Source organism: Pandoraea anhela, from assembly GCF_902459655.1.
GTDB lineage: Bacteria > Pseudomonadota > Gammaproteobacteria > Burkholderiales > Burkholderiaceae > Pandoraea > Pandoraea anhela.
On record NZ_CABPSB010000018.1, the window covers coordinates 95,511 to 121,349 of the forward strand.

Here is a 25,839-nt window from a genome sequence, read left to right on the forward strand (position 1 = left end):
TCGATATCCTTCTTTAGAGCGGTGCAGTATCCGTGGCGGTCGGCATCGACACGCTTTGTTGCGCGGCGCGTTGGCGGCGCCAGCCACGTTCGGAGAAATGCAGATAGACGAGGCCCGGCACGCCGAGCAGCAGCTCGCGCGTGCGCTTGGCGAGCGACAGGGCCAGCGCGGTATCGGCCGGCAACCCCACGAGGGGGGCGAGCAGCAGGTAGCCGCCTTCCTGCACGCCGAGCGAGCCCGGCACGAAGAACGCGGCGCCGCGAATCGCCTGCCCGAGACTTTCGAGCAGCAGGGCGTCGACCCAACTCACGGGGTGCCCCATGAATTGCAGAATCAGCCAGACCTCCGCCGTGCCGACGATCCAGCCTACGAGGCTGAGCAGGAAACTCGCGAGTACCTGACGGCGGTGGCCGTACATGCGCTGCACGATTTCGTCGACGGCGTCTGCGCGGTCGAGCAACGACGACCAGTCGCGCTTGGACGACATTTTCGAGAGCATGCGGAATGCCCAGCCGAAAATGCCGCGACGTTGTGCGACATAAAACGCGTAGAGCAATGCCGAGACGAGCGCCGTCGCCAGCAGCATCGGCAGCCACAGGCTCTCACCTGCGCTGTGCGTAGCACCGATACCGAATACGGCGAGCCCCAGCAAAGCGAAAACGATCTGAGCGACGGCTTGCAGCGTGGTGCTCACGGTGATGGCGGCCGCAGCCTCCCGACCGGCCATGCCGCGCTGTTTCATCTGGCGCACCATCGCGATCGGGCCGCCGATCTGGCCGGCGGGCAGCAGGCTGTTGACCGACTCGCCGACCCAGCGGGTGAGCGTGGCGCGCCCGAGCGTGCACGACTTCGAGACCAGCACCTGGATGGCAGCAGCGTCGAGCACCAGCGGCACGAGGTGGAAGGCAGCGATGGGCAGCAGACCCCAGCCGGCGACAGCGAGCGTGGACATCACCGATCCCGTGCCCTGCCAGATCAGCAGGGCGACGAAAAGGGCGAAACCGAGGGTGAGTGAGACGATGGCGGTCCGGTTCATTTAGCGTTTCGTCCGTCCAAAAATCTGACGAAACACTTGCCGGAAACCGAAATAGGCAATCGCGTCCTTCATGTTCGAGATGAAACGCTGCCAGGCGCCCATGCGCGGGTCGGTCACGTACTCGAACGTGAGCGAGATTCGCTCTTCGTTATCGCCGAGCGGCGTGATCCGGTGATGCAGTTTGTCCCCGTCGAAGAACACCAGCGCGCCAGGCGGATACGCCACGGCGCCATCGACTTGCGGCACGCCCGGATTACGCGTGTGCAGCCGGTATTCGAGCTTGCAGCTCGACTGATCGACTACACCGAGCAGCAGCGTGTAGCGGCGGCCCTTGTAGTACGACGTGTCGTAATGCCAGCCGATGTGATCGCCCGGACGCGTGTAGTAATACAGCGCGTAAGCATGCGGGTCGTCCTGCGGCGATGGCAGCAGTTTCTCGCCGGCCAGACGCTCCAGAAAGCGCATCAGGGCGGGGGAGCGGTACAACTCGGCCACGAACGGCGCCCGCTCGTCGAGCGTATGGCGGCTCACGCTGCCGCCCTGCTTGTGACCGGGGAGGTAATTGCGGTTGACGTTCGGCGTGACCGCGCGCGCCGCCGCGATCAGTTGCTCCGTGACCGACGGCGGCAGGAACTTCTCCATATAGAGGAAGGCGTCCTGCGACTTGAACTCGCGTGTCACGCTGTCGAAGTCGACGGTGTCCAGCGCGCGTTCGATTTCGGCGTCCGCGGCGAAGGCTGCCGGCGCCATGGGGGCCATGGGTGCCGTGGGTGCGACCGGCTCCGCCGACGCGCCGTCGCCGGCCTTCACCGGAAGGGGGCGGCGCATCACGCGCACGTAATCCGCGATCACCAGCAAAGCGAAAAGCGGCGCGCCGATGGCCGCCGCGATCAGAAAACCGCGCGTGCCGTCGAACAGCGTGACGAGCGGCATCAAATACAGCACGTCTTCCGTCTCGAACCCACCCACCGACGCCTGCTTCGTGCCCGATTTGCCCACCCGCTCTTCGATGCGCATACGCAGGAAAAAGATCAGCGCCACCGCCACCCCGGCGATCCAGCCGAGCGCCGAGGCCGACAACGGCACGGGCAGCGGAAATTTGCCGGGCGCGGCCGCCGCCACCCCCATGCCGATGCCGCCGAACAGCAGCACGGTCACGAAGGCGTCGGACGCGAGATCGTAAAAATGCCCGATACGGCTGGTCTTACCGCTGATGCGGGCAAGCTCGCCGTCCGTATGATCGATGAAATTCGACAGCACGAGCAGTATGGCACCGAGATTGGCCATCGCGTAGCTGCCTTGCGCGAACGCCCACGTGCACGCCAGCCCGACGATCAGACGGACGGTCGTGAGGTGATTCGGCGTGACCCGCGTATTCACGAGCGGCGTGACCAGCCAGCGTGCCAGGCGCGCGTCGTATTGACGCGGGCGTGCAGGCACGGGACGTGCGGTTTTGCTTGTGGCCGACGCAGCAGATGGCGCCGAAATAATTTTCGGTATCGTTTCCATGAGGGGGGAATATATACCCATAAGGCGGTAATGTGCAGTGCACTTAAAACCCCTGTCTTTACCGCGACAACCTTGGTGATTCAGGGCATTGACGCGCGAGAAATCTCTGCGCTGCACGGCGAGCCGACCGTTCTGGAGGTCTTCGCCGGATGCCTTGATAACAGGCTAGGTGATAAGCGTTCCGAGTTCGCGATTATATTCCGCAATAGTCCATTTCGCTTCGGAACCGCCCGGCGTCGTTTCGACGCACTGCCGAGCGCCTCATCGCCGTGTTTTCGCGGATTTCGGGCCGTTCGTGCGAAAAAACGAACATGAGTCGATATAGCTAGGTTGGGGCGATACGCGGATAATGGCGTTCCTGTCTGCCTATTTTGCGGCGTTGTCCGACCGCACTTCTCCTCATGTCCCAAACGATTGCGATTCTTACCGGCGCTTCGCGCGGCCTCGGCGCGGCGCTCGCGCGTGGTTTGCTCACCCCCGGCACCCGGCTCGTGACGCTGGCGCGTCGCACGGACGACGAGCTCGCCGCGCTCGCCGGCGCGAAGGGCGTCGCGCTCGAGCAGATCGCCGTCGATCTTGCCGACAGCGATGCTGCCGCGCGGACGGCCGAGCGCATCTTTGCCGCGTTGCCGCGCGATGCCGGCCGCTATCTGCTCATCAATAACGCGGGCACCGTCAATCCTGTCGCGAATGCCGCGGCACTCGACGATCCCGCAGGGATCAATGCCGCTTTCGCCCTGAACGTCACGTCCGTCATGCTGCTCACAGCGCGCTTTCTCGCCGCGACGCAAGGCCTTGCCGCCCAGCGCCGGATCGTGAACATCTCGTCGGGCGCCGGCCGCAATCCGAACGCCGGCTGGGCGGTCTACTGCTCGACCAAGGCGGCGCTGGATATGTATACGCGCGTGGTGAACGCAGAGCATCGCGAGCACGGTGTGCAAGCCGTCTCGCTTGCGCCGGGCGTTGTGGACACCGGTATGCAGGAGACGATTCGCAGCAGCAGCGTGGAGAGCTTCCCGGCGCTGGCGCGCTTTCAGGAAATGAAGGCGAGCGGCAAGCTGTCGTCGCCCGAAGACGTCGCCCGCCGCATTCTGGCATTCATCGAGCGTGACGATTTCGGTCAGACCGAGATCGACGACATCCGCAATTACGCCTGAAAAAAGCCCCGGCCAGCGTTGCGGCTGGCCGGGGCTTTTTTCCTGACGGCGCAAATCCGGCTTCCTCGCTTCCCTACGTCTGGCGGGCCCGCGCGTGTCGCCGAGATCGACGCAGCCGGGGCGCGCCTATTGCTCCGTACTCGTGATGAAGACGCTGCCGTTGCGCTCCGGTGCGTAAAGGATCAGCGTGGGCGCGTGAATGTCGAAGGCGCGCTCGCACGCTTCAGCGAAGGAATCGAACTGCACGGCCCAGGCACCGTTGCGCACGTAGCAATGCGTGATGGTGTCGGTGCGCCGGTCGAACTCCTGGCCGAGAAACACGCCTTGTGTGTAGCACCAGACGACGAACCCGTGAAAGTCCGCTTGCTCCGGCGCGCGAAAGACACGCCAGCGGGCGTCGTCCCGCCCGGCCTGACGTGCCGTCGCGCCCGCTGCCCAACGTTCGAAGCCGTCGTGTCGTTTGCGTTGCTCCATGTCGTCGTACCCCCTATGGGTGAACCGCCCTCCGGGTGCCGAAATTCGACATCCCCGGGCGCGTTTTCATAGTCGGAATTTGTTCCCGGCATTTCTATCAGGCAATTCCGAAAGACGTCAGGGAATTTCTCCAAAGGGACAACGGATGGCGCGAAAAGCGGGACGGCCGGTGCCGCTCAGTCGTAATGAATCGCCAGCCAGACCGTGGTCTCGCCTTGTGCGGTCCATTCGACCCGGTGACGGCGACCCGCGTCGATCGTGATGGCATCGCCGGGGCGCAGCACGAGTGTCTGTCCGGGCGCGTCGTCGAATGCCAGCCCTGCGCTGCCCGTCAGCAATACGACCCACTCGTGCTGGGGCTGGTCGTACCAGAAGCCTGCGGGCGATGCCTGTCCGGTCGAGACGATGCGCTCGACACGCATGCCCGGGCGGGCAATCAGCGTGTCGAACTGTTCGGCCGCGGCCGGGTCGGCCCGCGAGGGCAGGCCGGCGAACAGGTTATGTTCGGGCAGCAATGGCTTATTCATGCGTAGCAAGCGCTTTTTCGTCAGCGGGGGATAGAAAGCATACACGCGCTGCCCCCGGGCTTAGTCGTCCAGATTTTCGTGGACAGCGGCGTCGCCGCGACGCCAATAGGCCGCCGCTTTGACCCATTTCGGATTCAGCCCGCGCGCTTCGACGAGGTGATGTCGCACCGCTTTCGCCACGCCCGCTTCGGCGGCGACCCACGCATGCAGGTCGCCGGCCGGCAGTGTGGCGACCCGAAGGGCATCGATGAGCGCCGTGCTTTGGTGCGCCGGCGTGCCGTCGCGATAGATCCATTCGACCACCACATCCGCTTCGCTTGTAAAACGCAGGCGGTCTGCCGGACGGTCGATTTCCGCGAAGACGAAGACGAGCGCCCCGGCGGGCAATTCGGCCAGGCGCCGCGAGATGGCGGGCAGGGCCGTGTCGTCGCCGATGAGCACGTAACCGTCGAAGTTCATCGGAATGACGAACGAGCCGCGCGGGCCGCCTACGCCGAGCTTGTCGCCCGGTTTGGCCGAGCGGGCCCATTGCGTTGCGGGGCCGGACTCATGCATCGCGAAGTCGATCACCAGCGTTCTCGCGTCGGCGTCGTACCGGCGCGGCGTGTAGTCGCGCATGAGACGCGGTGCGTCCCCCGGCGCGGGTTTCGCGAGACCTTCCGGGCCGATCTGCGGCACGGTCAATTCGCCAGTCTCGGGGTTCGGGAAGAAAAGTTTGACGTGATCGTCGAAGCCGGGGCTGGTGAAGCCCGCGAGATCGTCGCCGCCGAGAGTCACGCGCAGCATGTTCGGCGTGAGCGCCTCCACGCTGCGCACTTCCAGCAGACGAAAGCGCAATTCGTGGCGCACGCGTTGCGGCGTGCGATCAGGGGTGACGTTCAGTGCAGCGGTGTCTTGCATCAGAGTCGCTCCAGTTGTTGCGCGGCTGCGTCGAGAATCGCGGCGAACGCGTTGGCTTGTTCGGTCGTGAGCGGCTCGGCACCCAGACGCAAATGCACGGCGTATTTGAAGTTGTGCAACGCGCGCATGACTTGCGGCGGCATGTCTTCCGAGCGCTCGCGACGTGTCGCGAGCCGTGCCAGCAACTCCGTCACCGAGTCGTCGTTCTCGGCCAGATATTCGCGGCCGTTATCGGTGATTTCGTACGACTTGCGCTGGCTGTCGCCGGTGTTTTCCTGCACGCGGATGTAGCCCATTTCCTCGAGCAGCGTGAGCGTCGGGTAGACAACGCCGGCACTCGGGCTATACGTTCCGTTCACGCTTTCTTCGATGGCTTTGATCAGTTCGTAGCCGTGACGCGGTTGTTGTGCGATCAGATGCAGCAGCACGAGGCGCAGGCCGCCGTGGCTGAACAGACGGCCACCGCCGCGTCCACCGCGGCCACCGCGCTGCGCGCGCTCGCCGCGGCCTTCGTCGCCACGTCCGAACCGACCCTCGCCATACCCGTCGCCACTGCCGCGCCGTCCATGACGCTCACCGCGTCGTTCGTCGCCAAAGTCCATCCTGTCCAGGTCCAACGGGCCCCGGCCCATGAAATCGCCACGTGATCCACGCATGATGCGACTCCTTATCGATGTAGTTAAGACGTGTTTACGATATATCTAAATTGCATCGAAAGCAAAGCTATTTTTTGATGTCGCTATGATCGGTAGGGGAGATGGCCGTCGAATAAGGGAGATGGCGAGCTTCGCGACACCCGCTGGTGTATCGAAATCGTCAGAAAACTATATCGAAATGCCGTTTTCGATACGGTTGTCAGCGCCAGGGGCGCGGGAAACGGAAAGGAGAGTCGCGTGCGCCGCCTGAACGCGTTTCGTCACAGGCGGCGCTGAGCGTCGGGAGTGCGGGGCGTCCTGGCAGGCAGGCGCGGGATGAAGCGCGGCACGAGGCGCGACATGATGGACGGCACGAGGGCCTTTACGACAGTGGCGGCAAATCCGTCTGAAGCCATTTGCGATAGAGCGAGTTGAGTTCGCCATTCGCCGTATTGCGCGTGACGAAATCATTCACGCTCGCCAGCAACTCCGGCTGGTTGGGACGCATGGCAATGCCCATTGCCTGTTGCAGCAAGTTGAACTTCGGCTCGAACTGGCCGGGCGCGCGCGTGTTGATGACGTTCGCGACAGTCACCGAGCAACCGATGGCATCGACCTGACCGGAGAGCAGGGCCTGCATCGCGGCCGCGTCATCGTCGAAGCGGCGGATTTCGGTGCCTTCCGGGGCCGTCTTGGTGACGGCAGTGTCTTGTGTACTCGCGCGCGCCACGCTCACGCGCAAGCCTTTCAGATCTGCCGCCGATTGGATTCGCGTGCCCTTTTTGCCGAGCAGCAGGATCGTCGCTGCCGCGTACGGTTTCGAAAACTGCACCTGTTTGGCGCGCTCGGGGGTGATGGCCAGGGATGCGACGAGGACATCCACCTTGCCGGAGAGTAGATAAGGAATGCGGTTCGGCCCCGTCACCGGCACGATGTTCACCTTCACACCCAGATCCTTGGCCAGGAGTTTGGCGACATCGGCGTCGTATCCGTCGGGCTGCGCTTGTGCGTTGGTGGTGCCATACGGCGGGAAGTCGATCAGCATGCCGACGTTGATCGTGCCTTTCTTCTTGATGTCGGCAACAGTCTGCGCGTGCGCCGGCGTGGCGAACAACGAGACGGTGCCGGTCAGCAGGCTGCCGAGCGTGCCGCCCAGCGAACCGACGAAACCGGCAGGCATGGCCGCGACGCCGAGCGTGGCGAGGAAGTCGCGGCGCGATTGCGTGCTCGCAATTTTCGTTGCCGTGCGATGTGCATTCGGATGAAGGGGCGACGACTCGACCTGAGCCGGGTCACGCGAAAACTTACGGGGCATGCGCAATCTCCTGAGTTCGCGAAGACGTCGCCGGTGGCAAGCATGTCGTGCGCGCGCGAGCCCGCTCATGCGACGGGGAAGTCCCGAGCGATGGTAGCGGCGCGTTCGGCAGGCGTCCACTCCGCACAAACCCCAGAGAAAACCCTGGGCATGTGGGCCGCGATCGAGCGTTCCGGGCATCGTTGAACAGGACGAAATTCGCCGTGAGCCGCGCTGTCGCGATGGCCGCCGGTGCGGCCGTGGATACCGCATTCGATACATCTGTCGCGATACGGTGGCCCTGCGCCGTCATCGCGATGCGTTACCGAGAGTTAGGGGCAGGGACGAAAAAAAACGGTGCCGAAACATCGGCACCGTCTTCAGGAACTGCTGTCAGATTCTGACCGTTCGCGCTGCGGTGAAGCGCACTGCCGCGCGAGGGCAAGATTTACTGGGCGGCGTCCTTGACCTTCTTCAGCGGGCGAACCTTCACGCGCACCGAAGCCGGCTTTGCCGGGAACCAACGCTCTTCGCCCGTGAACGGGTCCTTGCCGAAACGCTTCGCCTTGGCGGCGATTTGTTGCGACGTGACCTTGAACAGGCCGTGCAGCGTGAATTCACCCGCGCCCTTCTTGTGCAGTGCGCTGATGATCGTGGTTTCGAGAGCGGCGAGCACAGCCTTGACGTCCTTGACGGCGACAGCCGAAGTTTCGGCGATGTGTGCTGCGAGCTGGGTCTTGTTGAGGGCTTCCTTGATCGGCGAAACCTTAGCGGCTGCCTTCGGAGCCGCCTTCGGGGCTGCTGCCTTCTTCGCTGCCGGAGCCTTCTTTGCTACCGGAGCCTTCTTCGCCACAGGGGCCTTCTTTGCTGCTGCTTTCTTTGCCGTTGCCATATCGATCCAATCGATGAGAATAAGAAAGTGCCGTCGGAGAACGGCCACCCGAATGATACGTCTTGCTGCGCCGACGATTCTACCTAAGAAATCGCTTTATGCGAGTAGTGCGCGCATTATGTTGCGCGCTTGCCGCACAAGGCTGCGCGGCGTTCGCGATGCATGTCGACGCGATTTCGATTCGTTCGGCTCGCACCGTATCGCGCCGCTTCCGTCCCTCAATTCACGCCTCGATTCAGTCCTCGATTGATTCCTCAATTTCACCCCTCGTTTTCGATTGTCTTTCGACGCATTTTCGGGGCGAATTTTGATGGGATTTTTGTGCGATTTCGACGATCTCGCGCTGCGTCGTGCGAGATCCTCACCAGCCGTAAATCCTCAGAAACGCTGCATTTCACAGGTTTCGCAGCGACCGTCGCCGTTGCACCAGGCGTCGGTGAGCGTCGTGCCGTCGGCGCCGAAGGTGATGTCGTGCTTCGCGCCGTAACTGCCTGCGAGTTGCAGACGGTCGCCCGCGAGGGTGCCCTGCACCGTGGTGTGGACATTCGGTTCGACATCGTCGACGCTGCCCGTCACTTGCGATCCGTTGAGCGCGAGCGCCATCAGACGCGTCATCGGTTTGCCGAAGAATCCCCACCACGGCGGCGCATTCGTACACAGGCCGCGCCAGCGTCCCGACGGATTGACCCGTTGCAACGGCGCGGGGGCGTTCGCCTGAACGATACCCTGTGCGTTCGATGCAATCGGCGGTGTGACGACCGTCGTGCCGGCCGGGGCGGGCGCATTGATGGCGGCGACATCGCGCGCGACCTCGGGCGAGTTCGTTGTCGTCGCGCTCGTGGCATTCACGGCATTGAGCCCTGCCGTGTCGCCGATGGTGCTCGGCAGCGGGGTATCGGGCGACGCTGGCGTGTTGGCCGCGACGGTCGTGGCGATGCTTGCGTTTTGCGCGGCGGTCGCCGGCGGTGCGTAGGTCGTGACGGCCGCTGACGGCGCCGCTGTGTTTGTCGGTGCTGCGGCGCCGGGTGCGGCGCTGAAGGTGCCCGGTGCGCCGTCGACGCGCACCATGTCGGCGCTCAGTCCGTCGTTGGGCACCGGTGCCGGTGCCGCAGCGCACACGTGACACGACATGTGCGTGAGGCTGTTGCGCGTGAGCGGACGCGTGCCGTACAGGCGCTGGCTGCCTTGAGCACCTTCGCGCAGGATCGTGACGTAAGGCGTGTCGTCGAGTCGATAATCGATCTTGGCGCATGAGGGCGCGTCGGTCTGCAACGTGATGTCGGCGGAAAAAACACCGTTGAGCGCCCGTGTCGGAAGGACCGACACCGACGCCGAGCAGTCCGCGACGATCTGCGCGCAATTACACGCGGCGCCCTGTGTACGCGATGCGCCCGGCGCGCCGCCGGACTGCGCATGTGCTGCGCCGGCGATGCCGAGCATGCCGGCGACGACCCAACCCGTCGCCCTTCCCAAAGATTTGAAACCCCGCATGATGTTTCCCCGAATGTTGCGGCATGTCCTATGCTGCGGATAGTCGATCAAAAGACGTCGGCTGACAAGCGCCGAAAGCGACGAAAGCGACGAAAGCGACGAAAGCGAAGAAAAACAAAGGATAACGGGTCCTTTTCAAGAGAGGCGCACGTCGCGTCGAACATCGCGGCGTCACGCAAAATTCGGATTCCTCTCGTATCCCGGCATCGATAGTGCGGTCTACACTGCAGGGACTTGCCCCCTTCATTGAGCTTTCAACGCGCAGTTGCCGTTGTCCACTGGAGCCATGCATGCCTGTCGACCGCACACGTGATCCTGTTGCTTCACCCGCGTCTTCACCCGCATCTTCACCGGCTTCGCCGCCCCCCTCTGCGGCTGCCGCGGTTTCTACGGCGGCTTCCAAGGCTGCCGCCGATCCCTCTGCCCAACGTTCGACGACGCCCCTCATGCCTTCCGCCAACCGCGTACTGGCAATGCTGGCGACGCTCTTCTTCGCCATGGGGCTCATTACGTCGCTGAACGACATTCTGGTGCCGCATTTCAAGGCGGCCTTCGATCTGACGTTCCGCGACGCGGCGCTCATTCAGTCGAGTTTCTTCGCTGCCTATTTCGTGGTGTCCTACCCGGCGGGGCAATACACCGCACGTGTCGGCTACCGGCGCGCGCTGGCCAGTTCGCTCTGGTTGGCCGGGCTCGGGTGCGCGCTGTTCTTTCCGGCGGCGGCGCTCGTGTCTTACCCCTGTTTTCTGGCGGCGCTATTCGTGCTCGCGAGCGGCATCACCTTGCTGCAGGTGGCGGTGAACGCCTATGTGGAGACGCTCGGCTCGCGAGGCGAAGCGGCCAGCCGTCTCACCCTGGTACAGGCGTTCAACTCGCTGGGCACAACGGTCGGGCCACCGCTTGCGGCGCTCTGGATATTGGCGCCGCAGGTCGGTTCCGCTGCGTCGGCGAACGCTCACGCGGTCGATACCGTACGCGGTCCCTACGGAGGGCTCGCCGCGATACTCGTGCTCGGCGGGGTCGTGCTGTGGCGCCTGACCCTGCCGGAACAGCGCGGCAGCGACGCATCGCCGCCGGGGCTGCTCGGTAACGTTCGCAGCCTTCTGGCGCACCGTCCATTGCGTTACGGCATCGTGGCGCTATTTCTTTACGTCGGCGCGGAAGTCAGCATCGGAAGTTTTTTGATCGTCTATCTGACGCAGACGGACACAGGCATCGTCGATCACGCGCATGCGAGTCGATATCTGGCGTTGTACTGGGGCGGGGCGATGGTGGGGCGCTTCATTGGCGCATGGTTGCTGCGCAAGGTATCGCCGGGGCGGATGCTGAGCCTGTGCGCGCTATATAACCTGATGCTGATTCTGGCATCGCTGGCGCTGCCGGCGTCGCTGGCCATGTGGTTGTTGCTGGCGTGCGGTTTGGGCAACGCGATCATGTTCCCGACGATCTTCTCGCTTTCGGTCGGCGGCCTGCGGGCGCGCGTGAGCGAAGGCGGCGGCCTCATCTGCATGGCGATCGTGGGCGGCGCGGTCTTGCCTTATCTGCAAGGTGCGTTGGCGGACGGATGGGGGATCGTGTTGTCTTTCCTCGTGCCCGCCTTCGCGTATTGCTACATCGCCGGGTTCGGTGCATGGTGCGCACGCACCATGAGCGGGTTGGAGGTCGATGCGCCGCAGGCCGGCGGCGCATCGGCTTCCGCAGATCAGCCCGGCTTGCCGAACGTGTAACGTCCGAAGATGAACAGCACGTTGCCGTTGCCTTTGCCGCCCGGCACGTAAGCCGTGGCGACTGCCGCGCGTCCCATGCCGATTTCGGCGAGGGGGAGCGCGGCGGGGAAGGGCACGCCGCCGAGGGTGTCGGAGCGCGACATCAGGAACACCGTGTAGCCGAGGCCGAACCGGACCGGCCCCGCATTCGCGACGTTCCAGATCCGTCCGTAGCCCGCCATCGGCGACCAGTCGTTGTGCGAGTCCTTGAATGCCATTGCGTACAGCATGCGAGAGCCGTTCTTACCGTCGGACAGCACGCGGCCATAACCGAGGCCCCATGGGTTCTCGTTGAACTGGGCAATCTTTTCGCTCGTGTAGGCGAAGCGAAGATGATGCGTATGCAGCGGCACGTACAGATCGCTCGCGCCTTCGGTCGCAATCTCGCGAAACTCGTCCGCGATGGCGCCCGTCCAGGTAGAAATGACGCCGGGCGAATCGTCTGCCTGCGCGTTCAGGGCCGTCAGGCAAGTGAGCAAGCCCAGTGCGGCAGTCGTTGCAGCAAGCCGTTTGAGGGGGAAAGTTCGGGAACGTGTGGCAAGCGATGCGAGTGAAATCGATGGCGCGAGCCGCCCGGTGCATTGGGGGTTCGTAGTCATGGTTGAGTGCGACTTGTTGCGAGAAGCGTGTCGGTCGAGATCGTCGACATCGCGTGTGAAACCGAAAGGCGTCGAGTGCTGCGGGCGCGCCGATATGCCACGCGATATCCGTCAATACCGAGCCTTCCAGAGACCGTTCCTAGACTGCCGGGGCTTCACGAAAGTTCTCAGCACGTCGCTTTTTCACGGAATTTCATTTCACCGTCAGCGTGCCATGCACGAATTGACCGAAGTGGCTGCGCGACAGCGAAGTCCTTTTGCATCAATGACATACCGCGGATATCGACGCGTTATTCACCGGGTTGTGAACATTTTCTGTGGATAACGCCCGGTCGGCGCGCGCGCGACCGCTCCTGTTTGTGCGATCGGGACCGGTGCGCCCGAGTGCCGACGCGCTCACGTCATGGCGCAGCAAATGCGCGCCACATCTTTTTCCCTTCCGATCAAGCACTTGAGATAGCTATCCGCGAGTTGTCCACTGGTTTGCAAACAGATTCTGTGGATAACGATGTGCCCTGAAAACCGCGCCACGCCTCGTTTTGCAGCAGGTGGCCCAACTTTCGCGCGCGAGAAATCTTCTTTGTCGGATCAGTCACTTGCGATGCTTTTCCGCAAGTTATCAACGGGCTTGTGAACAAAAAATGTGGATAAACCGTCAATCTCTTAAATCCCAATATATGGGACTAATTTTTACATATTGACATTTTTATTCTCGCGGAATTACGATGCGCCTCATACCGGTGGACGGACAGGTTCAGGAGACGACAGTGACGGAACGACGCAAACAGAAAGTGGCGATCATTGGCTCGGGCAATATCGGCACCGACCTGATGATCAAGGTGATGCGCAACAGCGAGCATCTGGAGATGGGCGCGATGGTCGGTATCGACCCTGCCTCTGACGGTCTGGCGCGCGCGCAGCGTCTGGGCGTGCCGGTGACGGCGCACGGCATTGACGGTCTGCTTGCGATGCCCGGTTTCGAGGACATTCGCATTGCGTTCGATGCGACGTCGGCGAAGGCTCACGCGCATCACAACGCATTACTGCAAGCGCGCGGCGTGCAGGTCATCGATCTGACACCCGCCGCCATCGGTCCGTATGTGATTCCGTCGATCAACCTCGACGCGCATCTCGACGCCCGCAACATCAATATGGTGACGTGCGGCGGTCAGGCGACGATCCCGATGGTCGCCGCCATCTCGCAGGTCGCGAAGGTGCACTACGCAGAAATCGTCGCATCGATTTCGAGCAAGTCGGCGGGCCCCGGCACGCGCGCCAACATCGACGAATTCACCGAGACGACGTCCAAGGCCATCGAGGTGCTGGGCGGGGCCTCACGCGGCAAGGCGATCATCGTGCTCAATCCGGCCGAGCCGCCGCTCATCATGCGCGACACGGTGTTCGTACTCTCCGAACCGGGCGATCAGGCCGCCATCGAGGCGAGTATTCAGGCGATGGTCGACAAGGTGCACGCTTACGTGCCGGGCTATCGTCTCAAGCAGAAAGTGCAGTTCGAGTTGTTCGACGCTTCGCGTCCGCTCAACGTACCGGGCCTGGGCAAGCGCACGGGGCTGAAGACCTCGGTATTCCTCGAAGTGGAAGGCGCTGCGCATTATCTGCCGGCCTATGCGGGCAACCTCGACATCATGACCAGCGCCGCGCTGGCTTGCGCCGAGCGCATTGCCGCTACCCGTCTGGCGCTCGCGGCCTGAACCTCGCACGCGCTCTCAGGAGACACACACCATCATGATGCAGAAAAAGCTCTATATCTCCGACGTGACACTGCGCGACGGCAGCCACGCGATTCGTCACCAGTACAGTATTGCCAACGTAAAGGCGATCGCTGCGGCGCTCGACAAGGCCAGAGTCGATTCGATCGAAGTGGCGCACGGCGACGGTCTTGCCGGGTCGAGCTTCAACTATGGGTTCGGCGCTCACACCGACCTCGAATGGATCGCGGCCGTGGCCGAAACGGTAACGCATGCGAAGGTCGCCACGCTGTTGCTGCCGGGGGTGGGCACCGTGCACGACCTGCGCGCCGCCTATGACGCGGGCGCGCGAGTGGTGCGCATCGCCACGCATTGCACCGAAGCCGATGTGTCGCGTCAGCACATCGCGTATGCACGTGAGCTCGGTATGGACACCGTCGGCTTTCTGATGATGAGTCACATGACCACGCCGCAGCATCTGGCCGAGCAGGCCAAGCTGATGGAGTCTTACGGTGCGCAGTGTATCTACGTGGTCGATTCGGGCGGCGCGCTGGGCATGAACGACGTGCGCGACCGTTTCCGCGCCTTCAAGGACGTACTCAATCCCGAAACGCTCACCGGCATGCACGCCCACCATAACCTGAGTCTGGGGGTGGCGAACTCGATCGTGGCTGTGGAAGAGGGCTGCGACCGTATCGACGCGAGCCTCGCGGGCATGGGCGCGGGGGCCGGCAATGCGCCGCTGGAAGTGTTCATCGCGGCGGCGTCGCGTCTGGGCTGGAACCACGGGTGCGATCTGTACACGCTCATGGACGCTGCCGACGACATTGTGCGTCCGTTGCAGGATCGCGCCGTGCGTGTGGACCGGGAAACGTTGGCGCTGGGTTACGCGGGCGTGTATTCGAGCTTCCTGCGTCACGCGGAAGCGGCGGCGGCGCGTTACGACCTCAAGACCGTCGACATTCTGGTGGCGTTGGGCGAGCGTCGCATGGTGGGTGGCCAGGAAGACATGATCGTCGACGTCGCGCTCGATCTGCTCAAGCGTCGCGCGGCTTGAGCGATGAGCGAGCGGGTCACGGCATGCCGTCGCGCTTCGTCGAAGCGTCACCGCGCACGGCGCGTCAGGCGTGCGCGTGCCCCGACCAGCCCAGTTGGCGGCTGATCTGCGCGGCGGCCTGCTTCACGCTCGGCACGAGTTCCTGCATTCGCTCGCGACTCATGTACTTGGTCGTACTGGAGACGCTGATGGCGGCGACGATGCGCTGACTGGCGTCGTACACCGGTGCGGCCACGCAGCGGATTTGCGGCGTGTCGTCTTCCAGATCGAACGCGTACCCGTTGCGCGCATAGTCGTGCATGCGCGCGAGCCACGCCGCCGTGTCGACGCGATGTGACGGGACTTGCGTCTGGTAGTGCGCGAGCTGCGCGCGCCATTGCGCTTCGTCTTGATCCAGCAGTAGCGCCTTGCCGACGCCCGTCACGCAAATCGGTTTGCGTCCGCCGATGCGAGAGCTGATCTCGACGGCGCGCTGTCCGGGCAATTTGTCGAGATACATCACTTCCCAGCCGTCGGCGACGGCCAGGTGCACCGTGTCCTGCGTTTGGCCAGCGAGCGTTTCCAGCGTCGGACGCGCCACACGCGGCAAGTCGATCTGGCGATACGCGAGAAACCCCAATTCGATGAGCTTATTCCCAAGTCGATAGCCGCGACGCGGTTCGAAGCGCAGATAGCCGGCGTGCACCAGGGCCGAGGCGATCCGGTGCGTGGTCGACAGCGAGATGCCTGTGTGTGTCGAGAGCGCCGGCACCGTATCGATGCCGGCGGCGACGGCCTCCACGATGTCGAGGCCGCGAAACAGCGTCTGGCTCGCGAGCGTACGGGGGCGCTCGACCTCGGGGGCCTTCGACTTGGCCATCAGGCGCCCCCGAGCGCGAGCAGCCGCTCATACACATAGCACTTGAGCGCGACGTAATGCGACGGTTCGAGTGTCGGTAACTCAATGCCGTGCATATGGCCGTCGTCTCCCTGTTGCACGCCGCGAATCGTGCCGGTGGCTTCGATCGGCATGTCGATGTCGCCCACTCGCACGCGAAAGGCCAGTTGTACGTTGTCGCCAGGCGCGCCGAGCGCCGTATCCGAGAGCAGCGAAACCCCCTCGGCGCTGACGTCCTGGAGCAGCGCCAACTGCTGTACGTCGGCAGGCCCGACGAGCCCTACCGACGCGACCAGTTTGGTGGGCACACGCTGCGAGCGGCGCAGCACCTTGCGGCGAATCTGCGCCGGCGCCGACAGCACGACGTATTCGAACGGCATACGCTCCACGCGCTCGACCGTGCATACGAAGTGATAGATGTCTTCGCCAGAGAACGTCCACAGTTCGAGCCGTTCGCTCACCTGAAGGGTCGGCGGGGCAGCGCGACCGGTCGGCGCGGTGACGAACAGCATCTGGTTCGGGGCATGGCCGATCACGCGGGTGCGCACACGTTGCGATCCCGCACCGGGCGGCAGTTGAATTTGCAGCCAGTCGCCGGGACGCAGATTCAGGTCGGTGAGTGCGTACTGGGGCGGCGTCGATCCCGATGCGGTGGGGGGCGCGGGGTCAGTGGGGACTTGCGTCGGCGCCTCGGTGTCGGCCGACACCGCCTCGTCGCCGCCGAGGGTCGCCACGCGATGCGGAGCGAACGACGTGAATAGCCAGTCGCGCCCGGCTTGTGTCGGCACGATATCGCCGGCGGCCAAAAGCGGCTCGCCGTTGCGGTCGACGATGGCCCAGGGCAGCGCTTCGCCCAGCGGGATTTCGTCGGGCGTCAGCGGCACGAGGGGCAGGCCCGTCGGGAGTGCGGCAGACGCTTGAGCAGGTGTGTTGGTCATAGGGCGAAAGTCTACCGCGACGCATTGGCACTTGGCGAGAGGGGACGCGTTCCCACTGGCGGAACAAGCACACAAGTTGCGTAAGTGGGTACTCGCTGGGGTGACACCGTGCCGGCGCGTGCGGCGGGCGACGGCACAGCCGCATCGGGTCTGCGCGCGTGTCCGCTCGACAAGGCGCCGCGCATTCGATGTCGTCTGCCTATAGTCGACGGTTTGCCGGCGTGCCCGGCGACGTTCGTGCAGGAGGACGCGATGTGGTACCACCAGTGTGCAGGCGCAAGCGGATCGGGACCCGACTGGGGAATGAAGCACCGCCCTGAAGTGGCGATCGAGTTGGCCGGTATGCGCGAGGACGCCGCCTATCAGCGTGCCGAGCGGGCTGATTTCGGCAGTCGGCTGACGTTGGCGTCGAACGCGGCGCGAAACGCGGCGCGCAACGAGGCGCGAAACGAGGCGCGAAACGAGGCGTGCAACAAGGCAAGCCATGCGCAGCGCAATGACACAGGAACGCCCGTCGCATCGCGTCGCGTCGATCCCCGACTGGCGCGAGCGTTCGCCGGGGCATGGGCCGGCGTGTGGGCGACGACCGGAGCATGCCAGCACTTCTATCGTAAAGAATTCGAACTCGCGCATGCGCGTGACGCACGTCTGGCGCAAACCGGGCAGCGAGTGGCGGCGATGTTGGCGCCCACTGACATGGCAGCGTCGTCGTCTTCTTGTGACGCCATCCCCGAACAGGTCGGCGCGGAAGTCGCCGCGTGGCTCGAGGCGATCGCCGCCACGGGCACCCGGGGATGGCGCTTCCGGGCGGCGCGCGACGCCATGTCGCTCGTCGGCAATCTGTCGCTGCTGGCGATCATCGCGGCGTGTTTTTATCCCCGACAGCAGGGGGTGCATGGCCTCAACGAGGCTGGCGCGGGCAACGACCCTGCCGCCGATCGCATTCGCGACATGGCCGCCGCCAATACGCCGTTCGGCATTCCTTGGGCAGACTGGACGTTGTTGGCGTTCGAGGGGGCGAAGGGGGTCCTCACTCAGTCGTTGGGATCGCCCACGCTCATTCGTCACCACGCGGTGGACGAGGTGCTCAAGCGTATGGAGGCGGGCTGCCGTCTGCTTGAAGCCTGTGTCGTGTCGCCGTCGCCCCCGGCGGCGACTTCCTGGCGTGCCACCTTGGGCAAACTGACCCGTTCGCGCGATGTTGCAACGCTCTTCACGTTTGCCAACTCGGCCATTCCGCCAGCGCGGTTGGGCTTATGGATGCCATCGTGGTTCACCGGCACGTCTGCCGTGACCGACGGTTACCGGGGCATGCTGCGCGTGGCGGGGCTGATGCTCGACTCGTGCCGTGCGGTGACGAGCTTGCTCGGCACGTGGGCGCGCAATGAGGCGTTCACGCACGATGCCAGCGCGCTGACGCAGCGGTGGGAGGGGCTCTACGCGAGGCTTGCGCACGTGTCGCCGGGCGATGTTGCGACCATGCTCGACCGCGTTGCCCGGGTGACGCAGCTTGCCCGCCACTGCGACACGCCGTTGCTCGCGAAGCTTGCGTCGCACACGACGTTACGCGAGTGCTTGCTCGCCTCTCGCCACGTCTTGACGGCGAGTCAGATCAAGGCGGCGTGCAGCGAGTTCGACGTGCCGTGTCATGCCTCGTGCGTCGATGGGTTGAACTACCTCAGTCTGCATCCCGCCGAGAGTCCATGGGGGCAACGCTGGACCGGCGACGCCTGGGAGAGCGGCAGCGCGACACCGGCGCGCGCGTCATATCGCCTGTTGTTGCTCTATCAGCACTGGAGCGCGGCGTTGCTGGAGCGGGTGGTGGGGGCGTCGACCGGAGCGGGGCACAGAGAGACGCGCGCGGCGGAGCCGTCGGATGCCGAATCGACGGGCGTCGCCGCAAGGGATGCCGGTGCGCCGTATGTCGATATTCAATCGACGTGGCTTTGAGCGTGTGAACGCCGGGCGGGGCGGGCCGGCATGACAGGCGGTTTTTCGCCCCAGTGTGCCGTCGCGGCCGGACGCCCGGGGGGCGCGAGCGTTCTGGAAAGTGGACCGGCCAGCCTTTCGCAGACATCTTCGAGCCTCAATTTATGGCAACCGGGGAGGTCACCATGAGCCGCAGGCGGTACACGGATGAGTTCACGATTGAGGCAGTCAAACAGCTAACCGAACGGGGTCATTCGGTGGCGGATGTGGCGCAGCAGCTGGGCATCACGACCCATAGGCTTTACGCTCGCAAACTGAAGTTCGGCAGGCCCGACGTCGTGCGGAGAGCGGAGTTGGATCAGAGCACCGAGGTTCAGCGACTGAAGACCTCGCTCAAACGCGACACTGAGAAGCGTGACATTCTGAAAAATGTATGGTTCGTCCCGGATTTGTAAAGGGGTAACGGCAAGGTACGCATTCATGCGTTCCCATATCAACGAATTAAGGCTGCGCGCGATGTCTCGGGTGCCCAACGCTAATTGCAGCGGTTACTAGGTCTGGCAGCGCCAAGCATCCAGCGCTCTCCAGCGCGAGGACGATCGGCTGCTGGCTCTGATCAGGCATCACGGGCCGGCCAGCGGCGGTCTCTATGGCCACCGCAAGACCTCGGTAGATCTGCGCGCGAATCAGGCGAAGCGTGCAGCCACCACCGCGGGCGTCGACTGATGAAAGGCGAAGGGCTGCGTGCGGAGGTCAGCTACGGTAGCAAGCCTCGTTATCTTGGCTGTCCGGTCGGTATGGTGGCCCATGTCTTGAATCGGGAGTTCGCCCCCAACGCCCCGAACAAGGCCAGGGTTACCGGCATCACATATAGCCGAATCTACGAGAGCTGGCGGTATCTGGCTGCAGTCATCGACCTGTACTCGCATCGGATCGTCGGCTGGGGCACGCGCTCAACGATGACTATCGAACTGGAATTGCAGGCTTCGCTCGCCGCAGTATGGAAACCCAAACCGATACCCGGCGTAATGGTGCATTCGAAGCAGGACAGTCATTCCTGAGGACGTGCCATATGGTGTCGAGCATAAGTCGTCGTGGTAGTTGCCACGATAAGGCGGTTGCCGAAAGCATCTTCAGTGCATTGAAGAAGTAGCGAACCAACGGCGCATTTACCCGAATAGGGCTACTGCTGCCACGGATGTATTCGATTACATTGAGATGTCCTGCAACCCGATTCACCGACATGGTGCCATCGGCGACGTGTCGCATGTAGCGTTTGAGCGGCGCTATGCGTTAAACGGCTCGTGACTGTCTATAAAAATCTGGCTGGTCCGCATAAATTGAAAAAGCGAAGCTCAGGCTGCATATGAGAGCATTTTAAGTTTGAGGGTTATGTGCTGAGAAACACGGGATTGCCCTGTTTTTTGGGGATGGCTGATGATGTGTGTTCGTAGAGCGGAGACACGTGACGGGAGGTGTTTGATATTTAGTACGAAGAAATCTGATGGTTAATTACGAAATTAAAATAGAATGTTATTCTCTGGGGTAATTCAGACTCGGCTGAATATAAAAATAGATTGTGAGGAACGGGGTAATGACGCAGGGAAAGGAAGACGATGCTGAAGAGTTGACGACTATCACGGACACAACGCGACCGAGTGTTCAGATTGTTGCGGACTCGACCATTGGGTATGCGGCAATCCAGAACAACGTCCCGGTCATCCGTGAAATTCTAGTCACAAATGATGGTGAGACGACACTCTCAGACGTCGAACTACTCGTCAGATGTGTGCCGGCTTTTGCCGAGAGTGCTCGCTTCCGTTTCGAGGCGCTGGCGCCTGGTGAGAGCCGCCGCATCGCACCAGTCGACCTGCGTCCGGACCATCAGTATTTCAGCCAGCTCGACGAGTCTGAGCGAGCCGTCATCACAGCGACGCTGCGCGTCCAGGAAACGGAACTCGTAACGGCAACGCACAACATTGATGTGCTCGCCTACGACCAGTGGGCCGGTACGCGGTCGTTACCCGAGCTGCTCGCCGCGTTTTGCATGCCGAACTCGAGAGTTGTGGACAAGCTGCTCGCACGGGCATCTGGGTTGCTGCGCCAGACCTCGGTCGACCTGTCCATGGATGGATACCAGTCCAAGAATCGCGAGAAAGTCTGGAAACAGGTATCGGCCATCTACAGCACGTTAGTTGCCGAAGACATTCAATATTCAAATCCTCCGGCATCGTTCGGAAATGACGGTCAGAAAATCCGTACGCCGGAACGCATTCTGGACACCAAGCTTGCGACGTGTCTGGACCTTGCAATGCTTTTCGCCTCCTGTTTGGAGCAAGCGGGACTGCATCCCGTCGTGCTTTTTAAGGAAGGACACGCTTGGGTTGGTGTCTGGCTGATAGAGACCAGTTTCCCGACCGCTTCGCTGGACGATGTTCAGGCAGTTCGCAAGCGAGTGAAATCCGGCGAGTTCATGGTCTTCGAAACCACCGGCGTAGCCGGCGGACAGAAACCGTCCCTTCGCTGGGCCTGTACCCGCGGCGAGGAACACTTGAATGACGAAGCCGAGTTCGCATATGCCATCGATGTCCGGCGCGCACGCGAAGTTCAGATTCGCCCCCTCCCATCTCGTTCGTCGCAGGTCGATGAGCAGAATGTCCCGATTGCGAAGGCCGATACGCCCACCATCGAGGACGTACCGCGGTTGCCGCCACTGGACCCCGTTGTCATACCTCTACGCGATGATGTCACGCCAGAAACGCCAGAGGGCCGCCTAGCGAAATGGAAGAGCAAGCTGCTCGACCTAACGCTTCGCAACAAGCTTTTGAATTTCAAGCCGACGAAGTCTTCGCTTAGGGTTATCTGCCCCGACCCGAGCGCCTTGGAGGACAGGCTTGCGGATGGGAGAGAGTTCCGCGTTCGGGCGAAGCCGAAGCTGATGTCCGGTTCTGATGGTCGCGACGCCAACGTGTACGCTGGGCGGAATGGTACGGCTGCGATAGATGACCTCGCAACTGACGCCCTCGGCCGTAATGAAATTGTGACGGACGTGGACGAAGAAGCGCTGGAAGGGCGGCTGCTCGAGATATTCCGGACGGCCAGCACAGGCATGGAGGAAGGCGGTGCCAATACGCTGTTCTTGGCTTTCGGCATGCTGGAATGGCAAGAGAGTAAAGATGCGGAATCCAGCCACCTCGCTCCGATTCTGCTAATCCCCGTTACATTGACGCGCCAGTCTGTCCGAAGTGGTTTCCGCCTGTCACGCCACGATGACGACGCGCTAGTGAATCCGACGTTGCTTCAGAAGCTGCAACAGGATTTCAGCCTAAAGCTGCCGTCGTTTGACGTTTTGCCCGCAGATGACCATGGCATCGACGTCAATGGGATTCTGCAGACCTTCCGCCTGCATGTAGCTGAGTTGAAGGGGTGGGAGGTCAAGGAACAGGTCCATCTGGGTATCTTCTCGTTCACGAAATATCTGATGTGGAAGGACCTCCAGGACCGCCAGAAGCAGCTTCAGGAAAACAGCGTTGTTGCACATTTGATAAACAACCCGGGCAAGGCCTTTGCTGACAGTGCAACAGGCTTTGAACCTGGCACCCTGGACGAAAAATTCCGGCCGCAAGACCTGTTCACTCCGTTGCTGTCGGACTCATCGCAGTTGCGCGCGGTTTGCGTCGCAGCCGAAGGCAAGAATCTTGTCATTGAAGGCCCGCCTGGTACAGGCAAGAGTCAGACCATCTCGAACCTGATTGCGCACCTGTTGGCTACTGGGAAGACCGTGCTGTTTGTCTCGGAGAAAATGGCTGCGCTGGAAGTGGTACATCGTCGGCTCAGCAGCCTCGGATTGGGGCCATTTTGTCTCGAGCTGCATTCGTCCAAGGCGAAGAAAGCAGATGTTCTGAAGCAACTCGGCGTCGCGCTCGATGCGGCCGGCACACGCACGGTGAAGGATTGGGAGCGGGAGTCGGAACGGCTACTGACGCTTCGAGCAGACCTCAACGGAGTCGCGCGTGCGCTGCATCACATCCATCCGAACGACCTGACCATTTACGATGCCATCGGAACCGGCCTGCAGTATATGGAATGGCGACCTGGCACGATGCCATGGGCCGATGCGGATGTGCACGACCGTACTCAACTCGAGGCCATGCGCGAAACCTGCCGCCAGATGGGAGCATTGGCTAGCCAGTTGAGTAGCTTGCAGAACCATCCGCTGGCAGTAGTTCAGAGAACCGAGTGGACGCCATCGTGGCAGCAGGAGTTTCTCGATGCGATTTCGAAGTTCGAAACTCAAATCAAGAAGCTGGACGAAGCCGCGTCAAACCTGCTGAATCAGCTGAGTCTTCCCAAGATTGCGTTCTCCCTGAATGGGCTGGGCAAGTTCGATGCACTGGCCGACGTACTTTCTGCCGCACCCACCGTGCCAGTCGATGTTGCCCGTACCGCGCATGACGAGTCCGCTCGCAACCGGTTGGCCAGTTTGCGACAGCACGGTTTGGCACGTAATCAGGCGTGGGAGCCGCTGAGCAAATACTATGTGGACGACGCCGCCACCTTAAACGCATCCGAACTGAAGCTGCAATGGGCGGCAGCAACCAATACCTGGTGGCCGAAAAGCCTGCTTGCCCAGCGTGCAGTTACCGGAAAGCTGCGCCTGTATCGGCAAGACCAGCGTCGCCCGCAAGGAGCGGATGTGCCTAGCGTCATTACGGCACTGACAGCCGTTAACGCCGAAGACAAAGCCATCGAGGCCATGTCGCACGATGCAACAAGGCTGCTACAGGAGACATTCGCAGCGTCGAAGACGAACTGGACTGCCGTTGAGTCGGCGGAAAGATGGGCAACATCCTTTGCCGACGCGGTAACGGCTATTGCAGGCCACGACATCGAGCTGGCCCAAACGCTTCGTACGAAGCTGCAGCCACTTGTTTCTGACAACCGGAGCATGCTGAAGGCGGACATGCCGCTTGGCGCAAGTTTGCTGTCGTACCGAGACTGCTACCGAGATTTCAAGGCCCAACTTCGTCAAATTGTTGAGCTTGGGCACTGCCAGGCTGAACTCGGTTTAGACCCAACTGCGGCTAGTGTGATTCCCCGTGTGTTGAGCCTACTCCATGGTTGGCAATCTGCCTCGCGACAATTGCAGCCGTGGTGCCTGTGGCGAAAATCTCGCGCCAACGCAATAAGCAGCGGATTGCAGGGAATCGTGGATGCATTGGAGGCAGACGAGGCGCCGCTATCTAGCGTGGCAACGTTCTTCGAGTACAGCTACCAGAGTTGGTGGCTGCGCAAGGCGATTGACCGGGAGCCCGTGCTCTGTAACTTCGCGAGTGCCGAGCATGACCGCAAGATTGTCGAGTTCAAGCAGGCCGACGAGCGTTTTCAGAAGCTGACTCAGCAATATATTGCTGCCAAGCTTGCCGGACAGATTCCCGCAGGAGTGGAGGTTGCGCCCGGTGCAGATTCTGAGCTGGGCAAATTGCGACGCGAACTGCAGAAGCAGCGCAAGCACATGCCAATTCGGCAACTTGTGCAAAACCTACCGAGTCTGATGACTCGGTTGAAGCCATGCCTGCTGATGTCACCTTTGTCGGTCGCTCAATATCTGGACGCGTCGCACGCCCAGTTCGACGCGGTCATCTTCGACGAGGCTTCTCAGATTCCGGTGTGGGATGCCGTCGGTGCCATTGCTCGCGGCAAGCAGCTCATCTGCGTCGGCGACCCGAAGCAATTGCCTCCGACCAGTTTCTTCTCACGGACAGATGACGCTGGAGATGGCGCCGATGGCGACGACATTCAGGACCTTGAGAGCATCCTGGACGAGTGCCTCAGTATCGGCCTCCCGGAACTGCGCCTGACCTGGCACTTCCGAAGCAAACATGAAGGGCTGATTACCTTCAGCAATGTTACCTACTATGACAATGAGCTTGTAACGTTCCCCTCGCCTGTCACAAACGACCAGAGCGTGCGCTTCGAACGTGTCCAGGGCGTCTACGACCGCGGCGGCTCCAGGACTAACCGGGCGGAAGCCGATGCCATTGTCAAGGCGATAGAACAGCATTACCTCGACCCAGCGAAGCGGCAACTAACTCTTGGTGTGGTGACTTTCAATCAAGCGCAGCAGAGCCTGATTGAGCGGATGCTGGACGAGCGGCGTCGAGCATCTCAACAACTGGACCAAGCGATTGCACAAGCGGCGCAGGAACCGCTGTTCATCAAGAACCTGGAAAACGTTCAAGGTGATGAGCGCGACATCATTTTCTTCTCCATCACGTACGGACCTGATGCATCGGGTAAGGTCAGTCTCAACTTCGGTCCGCTGAATCTGGAAGGTGGCCACCGACGCCTCAACGTAGCCGTATCGCGTGCCCGTGTTGGCGTCGTAATTTTCAGTACGTTGTTACCCGAGCAGATTGACCTGTCGCGTGTCCGTGCTGCCGGCGTTCGAGACCTGAAGAATTATCTCGAATTCGCCATCCGCGGTCCGCGTGCCCTAGTTGAACAAAGTCTGCCGACCGGGAGGGAGCCCGACAGTCCGTTTGAGCGGCAAGTTATTTCTGCGCTTCGCGAGAAGGGGTGGACAGTTCATCCGCAGGTCGGCGTGTCTGGGTACCGGATTGATATTGGTGTGGTCGACCCGCGTGCGCCCGGTCGCTATCTGCTGGGTGTAGAGTGCGACGGCGCCATGTATCACTCGGGCGCAACGGCTCGCGACCGCGACCGGCTCCGCCAGCATGTCCTTGAGGGACTTGGTTGGGCGCTGTATCGAATCTGGTCGACCGACTGGTGGCTCAATCCCGACGAGCCGATGCGAAAGCTTTTGACCAGGATGGAAGAATTGGTAGCGACCGTGCCCACCGAGGACGAGCCAACCGTTGACCCTTCCGACGCAACGACCTACGCGGAAGAGTCGCACACTCTATTCGCTGGAGCCGAGTCGGTCACGGAGTCGGTTGCTTCTGTCGCGCAGCTGACATGCCCCCTGCAAACAGGGCCAGCCGGATTCTAGTAAAGTTCGTTTTCGGAGAAGAAGACGAACATGAAGA

The 25,839-nt window shown here is 62.3% G+C and carries 18 protein-coding genes and 2 pseudogenes; 7 read left to right on the forward strand and 13 right to left on the reverse strand.

The window, feature by feature from the left end:
• Positions 1 to 13: 13 nt before the first annotated feature.
• The 3 genes and pseudogenes from PAN31108_RS20940 to PAN31108_RS26860 all read right to left on the reverse strand — a co-directional run.
• A complete protein-coding gene (locus tag PAN31108_RS20940; RefSeq protein ID WP_150670695.1) occupies positions 14 to 1,036 on the reverse strand; it encodes a flippase-like domain-containing protein in 1,023 nt (340 codons plus the stop codon).
• Complete coding sequence (locus PAN31108_RS20945) at positions 1,037 to 1,864, reverse strand: HalD/BesD family halogenase (protein WP_150670718.1); 828 nt, start codon at positions 1,862 to 1,864, stop codon at positions 1,037 to 1,039. It lies immediately after the preceding gene.
• Positions 1,841 to 2,545: pseudogene (locus tag PAN31108_RS26860) on the reverse strand (CDP-alcohol phosphatidyltransferase family protein); the annotation flags it as partial. The pseudogene PAN31108_RS26860 and the gene PAN31108_RS20945, both read right to left, overlap by 24 nt.
• A 401-nt stretch (positions 2,546 to 2,946) precedes the next feature.
• Between PAN31108_RS26860 and PAN31108_RS20950 the strand changes: the two are divergent.
• Positions 2,947 to 3,702 carry an SDR family oxidoreductase gene (locus PAN31108_RS20950; RefSeq protein ID WP_150670696.1) on the forward strand — a complete coding sequence of 252 codons (756 nt, stop codon included), beginning with the start codon at positions 2,947 to 2,949 and terminating at the stop codon, positions 3,700 to 3,702.
• Between the two features lie 126 nt (positions 3,703 to 3,828).
• Here PAN31108_RS20950 and PAN31108_RS20955 read toward each other — a convergent pair whose 3' ends face one another.
• The 7 genes from PAN31108_RS20955 to PAN31108_RS20985 all read right to left on the reverse strand — a co-directional run bounded on the left by PAN31108_RS20955 (position 3,829) and on the right by PAN31108_RS20985 (position 9,915).
• Complete coding sequence (locus tag PAN31108_RS20955) at positions 3,829 to 4,176, reverse strand: hypothetical protein (protein WP_039409540.1); 348 nt, start codon at positions 4,174 to 4,176, stop codon at positions 3,829 to 3,831.
• A 176-nt stretch (positions 4,177 to 4,352) separates the two neighbouring features.
• Positions 4,353 to 4,703 (reverse strand): cupin domain-containing protein, encoded by a 351-nt coding sequence (locus tag PAN31108_RS20960; RefSeq protein ID WP_150670697.1) that lies wholly within the window; start codon positions 4,701 to 4,703, stop codon positions 4,353 to 4,355.
• 60 nt (positions 4,704 to 4,763) lie between these two features.
• Positions 4,764 to 5,603 (reverse strand): siderophore-interacting protein, encoded by an 840-nt coding sequence (locus PAN31108_RS20965; RefSeq protein ID WP_150670698.1) that lies wholly within the window; start codon positions 5,601 to 5,603, stop codon positions 4,764 to 4,766.
• Positions 5,603 to 6,259, reverse strand: a complete 657-nt coding sequence (locus PAN31108_RS20970; RefSeq protein ID WP_150670699.1) for a PadR family transcriptional regulator — start codon at positions 6,257 to 6,259, stop codon at positions 5,603 to 5,605. Before PAN31108_RS20970 ends, PAN31108_RS20965 begins: the two co-directional genes overlap by 1 nt.
• 361 nt (positions 6,260 to 6,620) lie before the next feature.
• Positions 6,621 to 7,418 carry a transporter substrate-binding domain-containing protein gene (locus tag PAN31108_RS20975; protein ID WP_150670719.1) on the reverse strand — a complete coding sequence of 266 codons (798 nt, stop codon included), beginning with the start codon at positions 7,416 to 7,418 and terminating at the stop codon, positions 6,621 to 6,623.
• Positions 7,419 to 7,980: 562 nt separating this feature from the next.
• On the reverse strand, positions 7,981 to 8,424 hold the full coding sequence (locus PAN31108_RS20980; RefSeq protein WP_150670720.1) for an HU family DNA-binding protein: 444 nt from the start codon (positions 8,422 to 8,424) through the stop codon (positions 7,981 to 7,983).
• Between the two features lie 378 nt (positions 8,425 to 8,802).
• Entirely contained in the window at positions 8,803 to 9,915 is a 1,113-nt protein-coding gene (locus tag PAN31108_RS20985) for a hypothetical protein (protein WP_150670700.1), read from the reverse strand.
• A 446-nt stretch (positions 9,916 to 10,361) separates the two neighbouring features.
• Between PAN31108_RS20985 and PAN31108_RS20990 the strand changes: the two genes are divergently transcribed.
• Positions 10,362 to 11,642 (forward strand): sugar MFS transporter, encoded by a 1,281-nt coding sequence (locus PAN31108_RS20990; RefSeq protein ID WP_150670701.1) that lies wholly within the window; start codon positions 10,362 to 10,364, stop codon positions 11,640 to 11,642.
• Here the strand turns inward: PAN31108_RS20990 and pagP are convergent.
• A complete protein-coding gene (gene pagP, locus PAN31108_RS20995) occupies positions 11,618 to 12,280 on the reverse strand; it encodes a lipid IV(A) palmitoyltransferase PagP (protein WP_150670702.1) in 663 nt (220 codons plus the stop codon). The genes PAN31108_RS20990 and pagP overlap by 25 nt on opposite strands.
• A gap of 725 nt (positions 12,281 to 13,005) precedes the next feature.
• Between pagP and PAN31108_RS21000 the strand changes: the two genes are divergently transcribed.
• Together PAN31108_RS21000 and dmpG are read left to right on the forward strand one after the other, a co-directional pair.
• On the forward strand, positions 13,006 to 13,992 hold the full coding sequence (locus PAN31108_RS21000) for an acetaldehyde dehydrogenase (acetylating) (protein ID WP_174995082.1): 987 nt from the start codon (positions 13,006 to 13,008) through the stop codon (positions 13,990 to 13,992).
• 34 nt (positions 13,993 to 14,026) lie between these two features.
• Entirely contained in the window at positions 14,027 to 15,046 is a 1,020-nt protein-coding gene (gene dmpG, locus PAN31108_RS21005) for a 4-hydroxy-2-oxovalerate aldolase (RefSeq protein WP_150670703.1), read from the forward strand.
• Positions 15,047 to 15,110: 64 nt separating this feature from the next.
• Here dmpG and PAN31108_RS21010 read toward each other — a convergent pair whose 3' ends face one another.
• Together PAN31108_RS21010 and PAN31108_RS26480 are read right to left on the reverse strand one after the other, a co-directional pair.
• On the reverse strand, positions 15,111 to 15,905 hold the full coding sequence (locus tag PAN31108_RS21010; protein ID WP_150670704.1) for an IclR family transcriptional regulator: 795 nt from the start codon (positions 15,903 to 15,905) through the stop codon (positions 15,111 to 15,113).
• Complete coding sequence (locus PAN31108_RS26480) at positions 15,905 to 16,861, reverse strand: flagellar brake protein (RefSeq protein WP_174995083.1); 957 nt, start codon at positions 16,859 to 16,861, stop codon at positions 15,905 to 15,907. The genes PAN31108_RS21010 and PAN31108_RS26480 overlap by 1 nt, the downstream gene beginning before the upstream one ends.
• 84 nt (positions 16,862 to 16,945) lie before the next feature.
• On the opposite strand from PAN31108_RS26480, the gene PAN31108_RS26485 reads away from it, so the two are divergent.
• The 3 genes and pseudogenes from PAN31108_RS26485 to proA all read left to right on the forward strand — a co-directional run bounded on the left by PAN31108_RS26485 (position 16,946) and on the right by proA (position 25,802).
• A complete protein-coding gene (locus PAN31108_RS26485) occupies positions 16,946 to 18,811 on the forward strand; it encodes a hypothetical protein (protein ID WP_174995084.1) in 1,866 nt (621 codons plus the stop codon).
• 164 nt (positions 18,812 to 18,975) lie between these two features.
• Positions 18,976 to 20,098, forward strand: a pseudogene (locus tag PAN31108_RS21025) (IS3 family transposase).
• 286 nt (positions 20,099 to 20,384) lie between these two features.
• Positions 20,385 to 25,802 carry an anti-phage protein ProA gene (proA, locus tag PAN31108_RS21030; protein ID WP_150670707.1) on the forward strand — a complete coding sequence of 1,806 codons (5,418 nt, stop codon included), beginning with the start codon at positions 20,385 to 20,387 and terminating at the stop codon, positions 25,800 to 25,802.
• Positions 25,803 to 25,839: the final 37 nt, after the last annotated feature.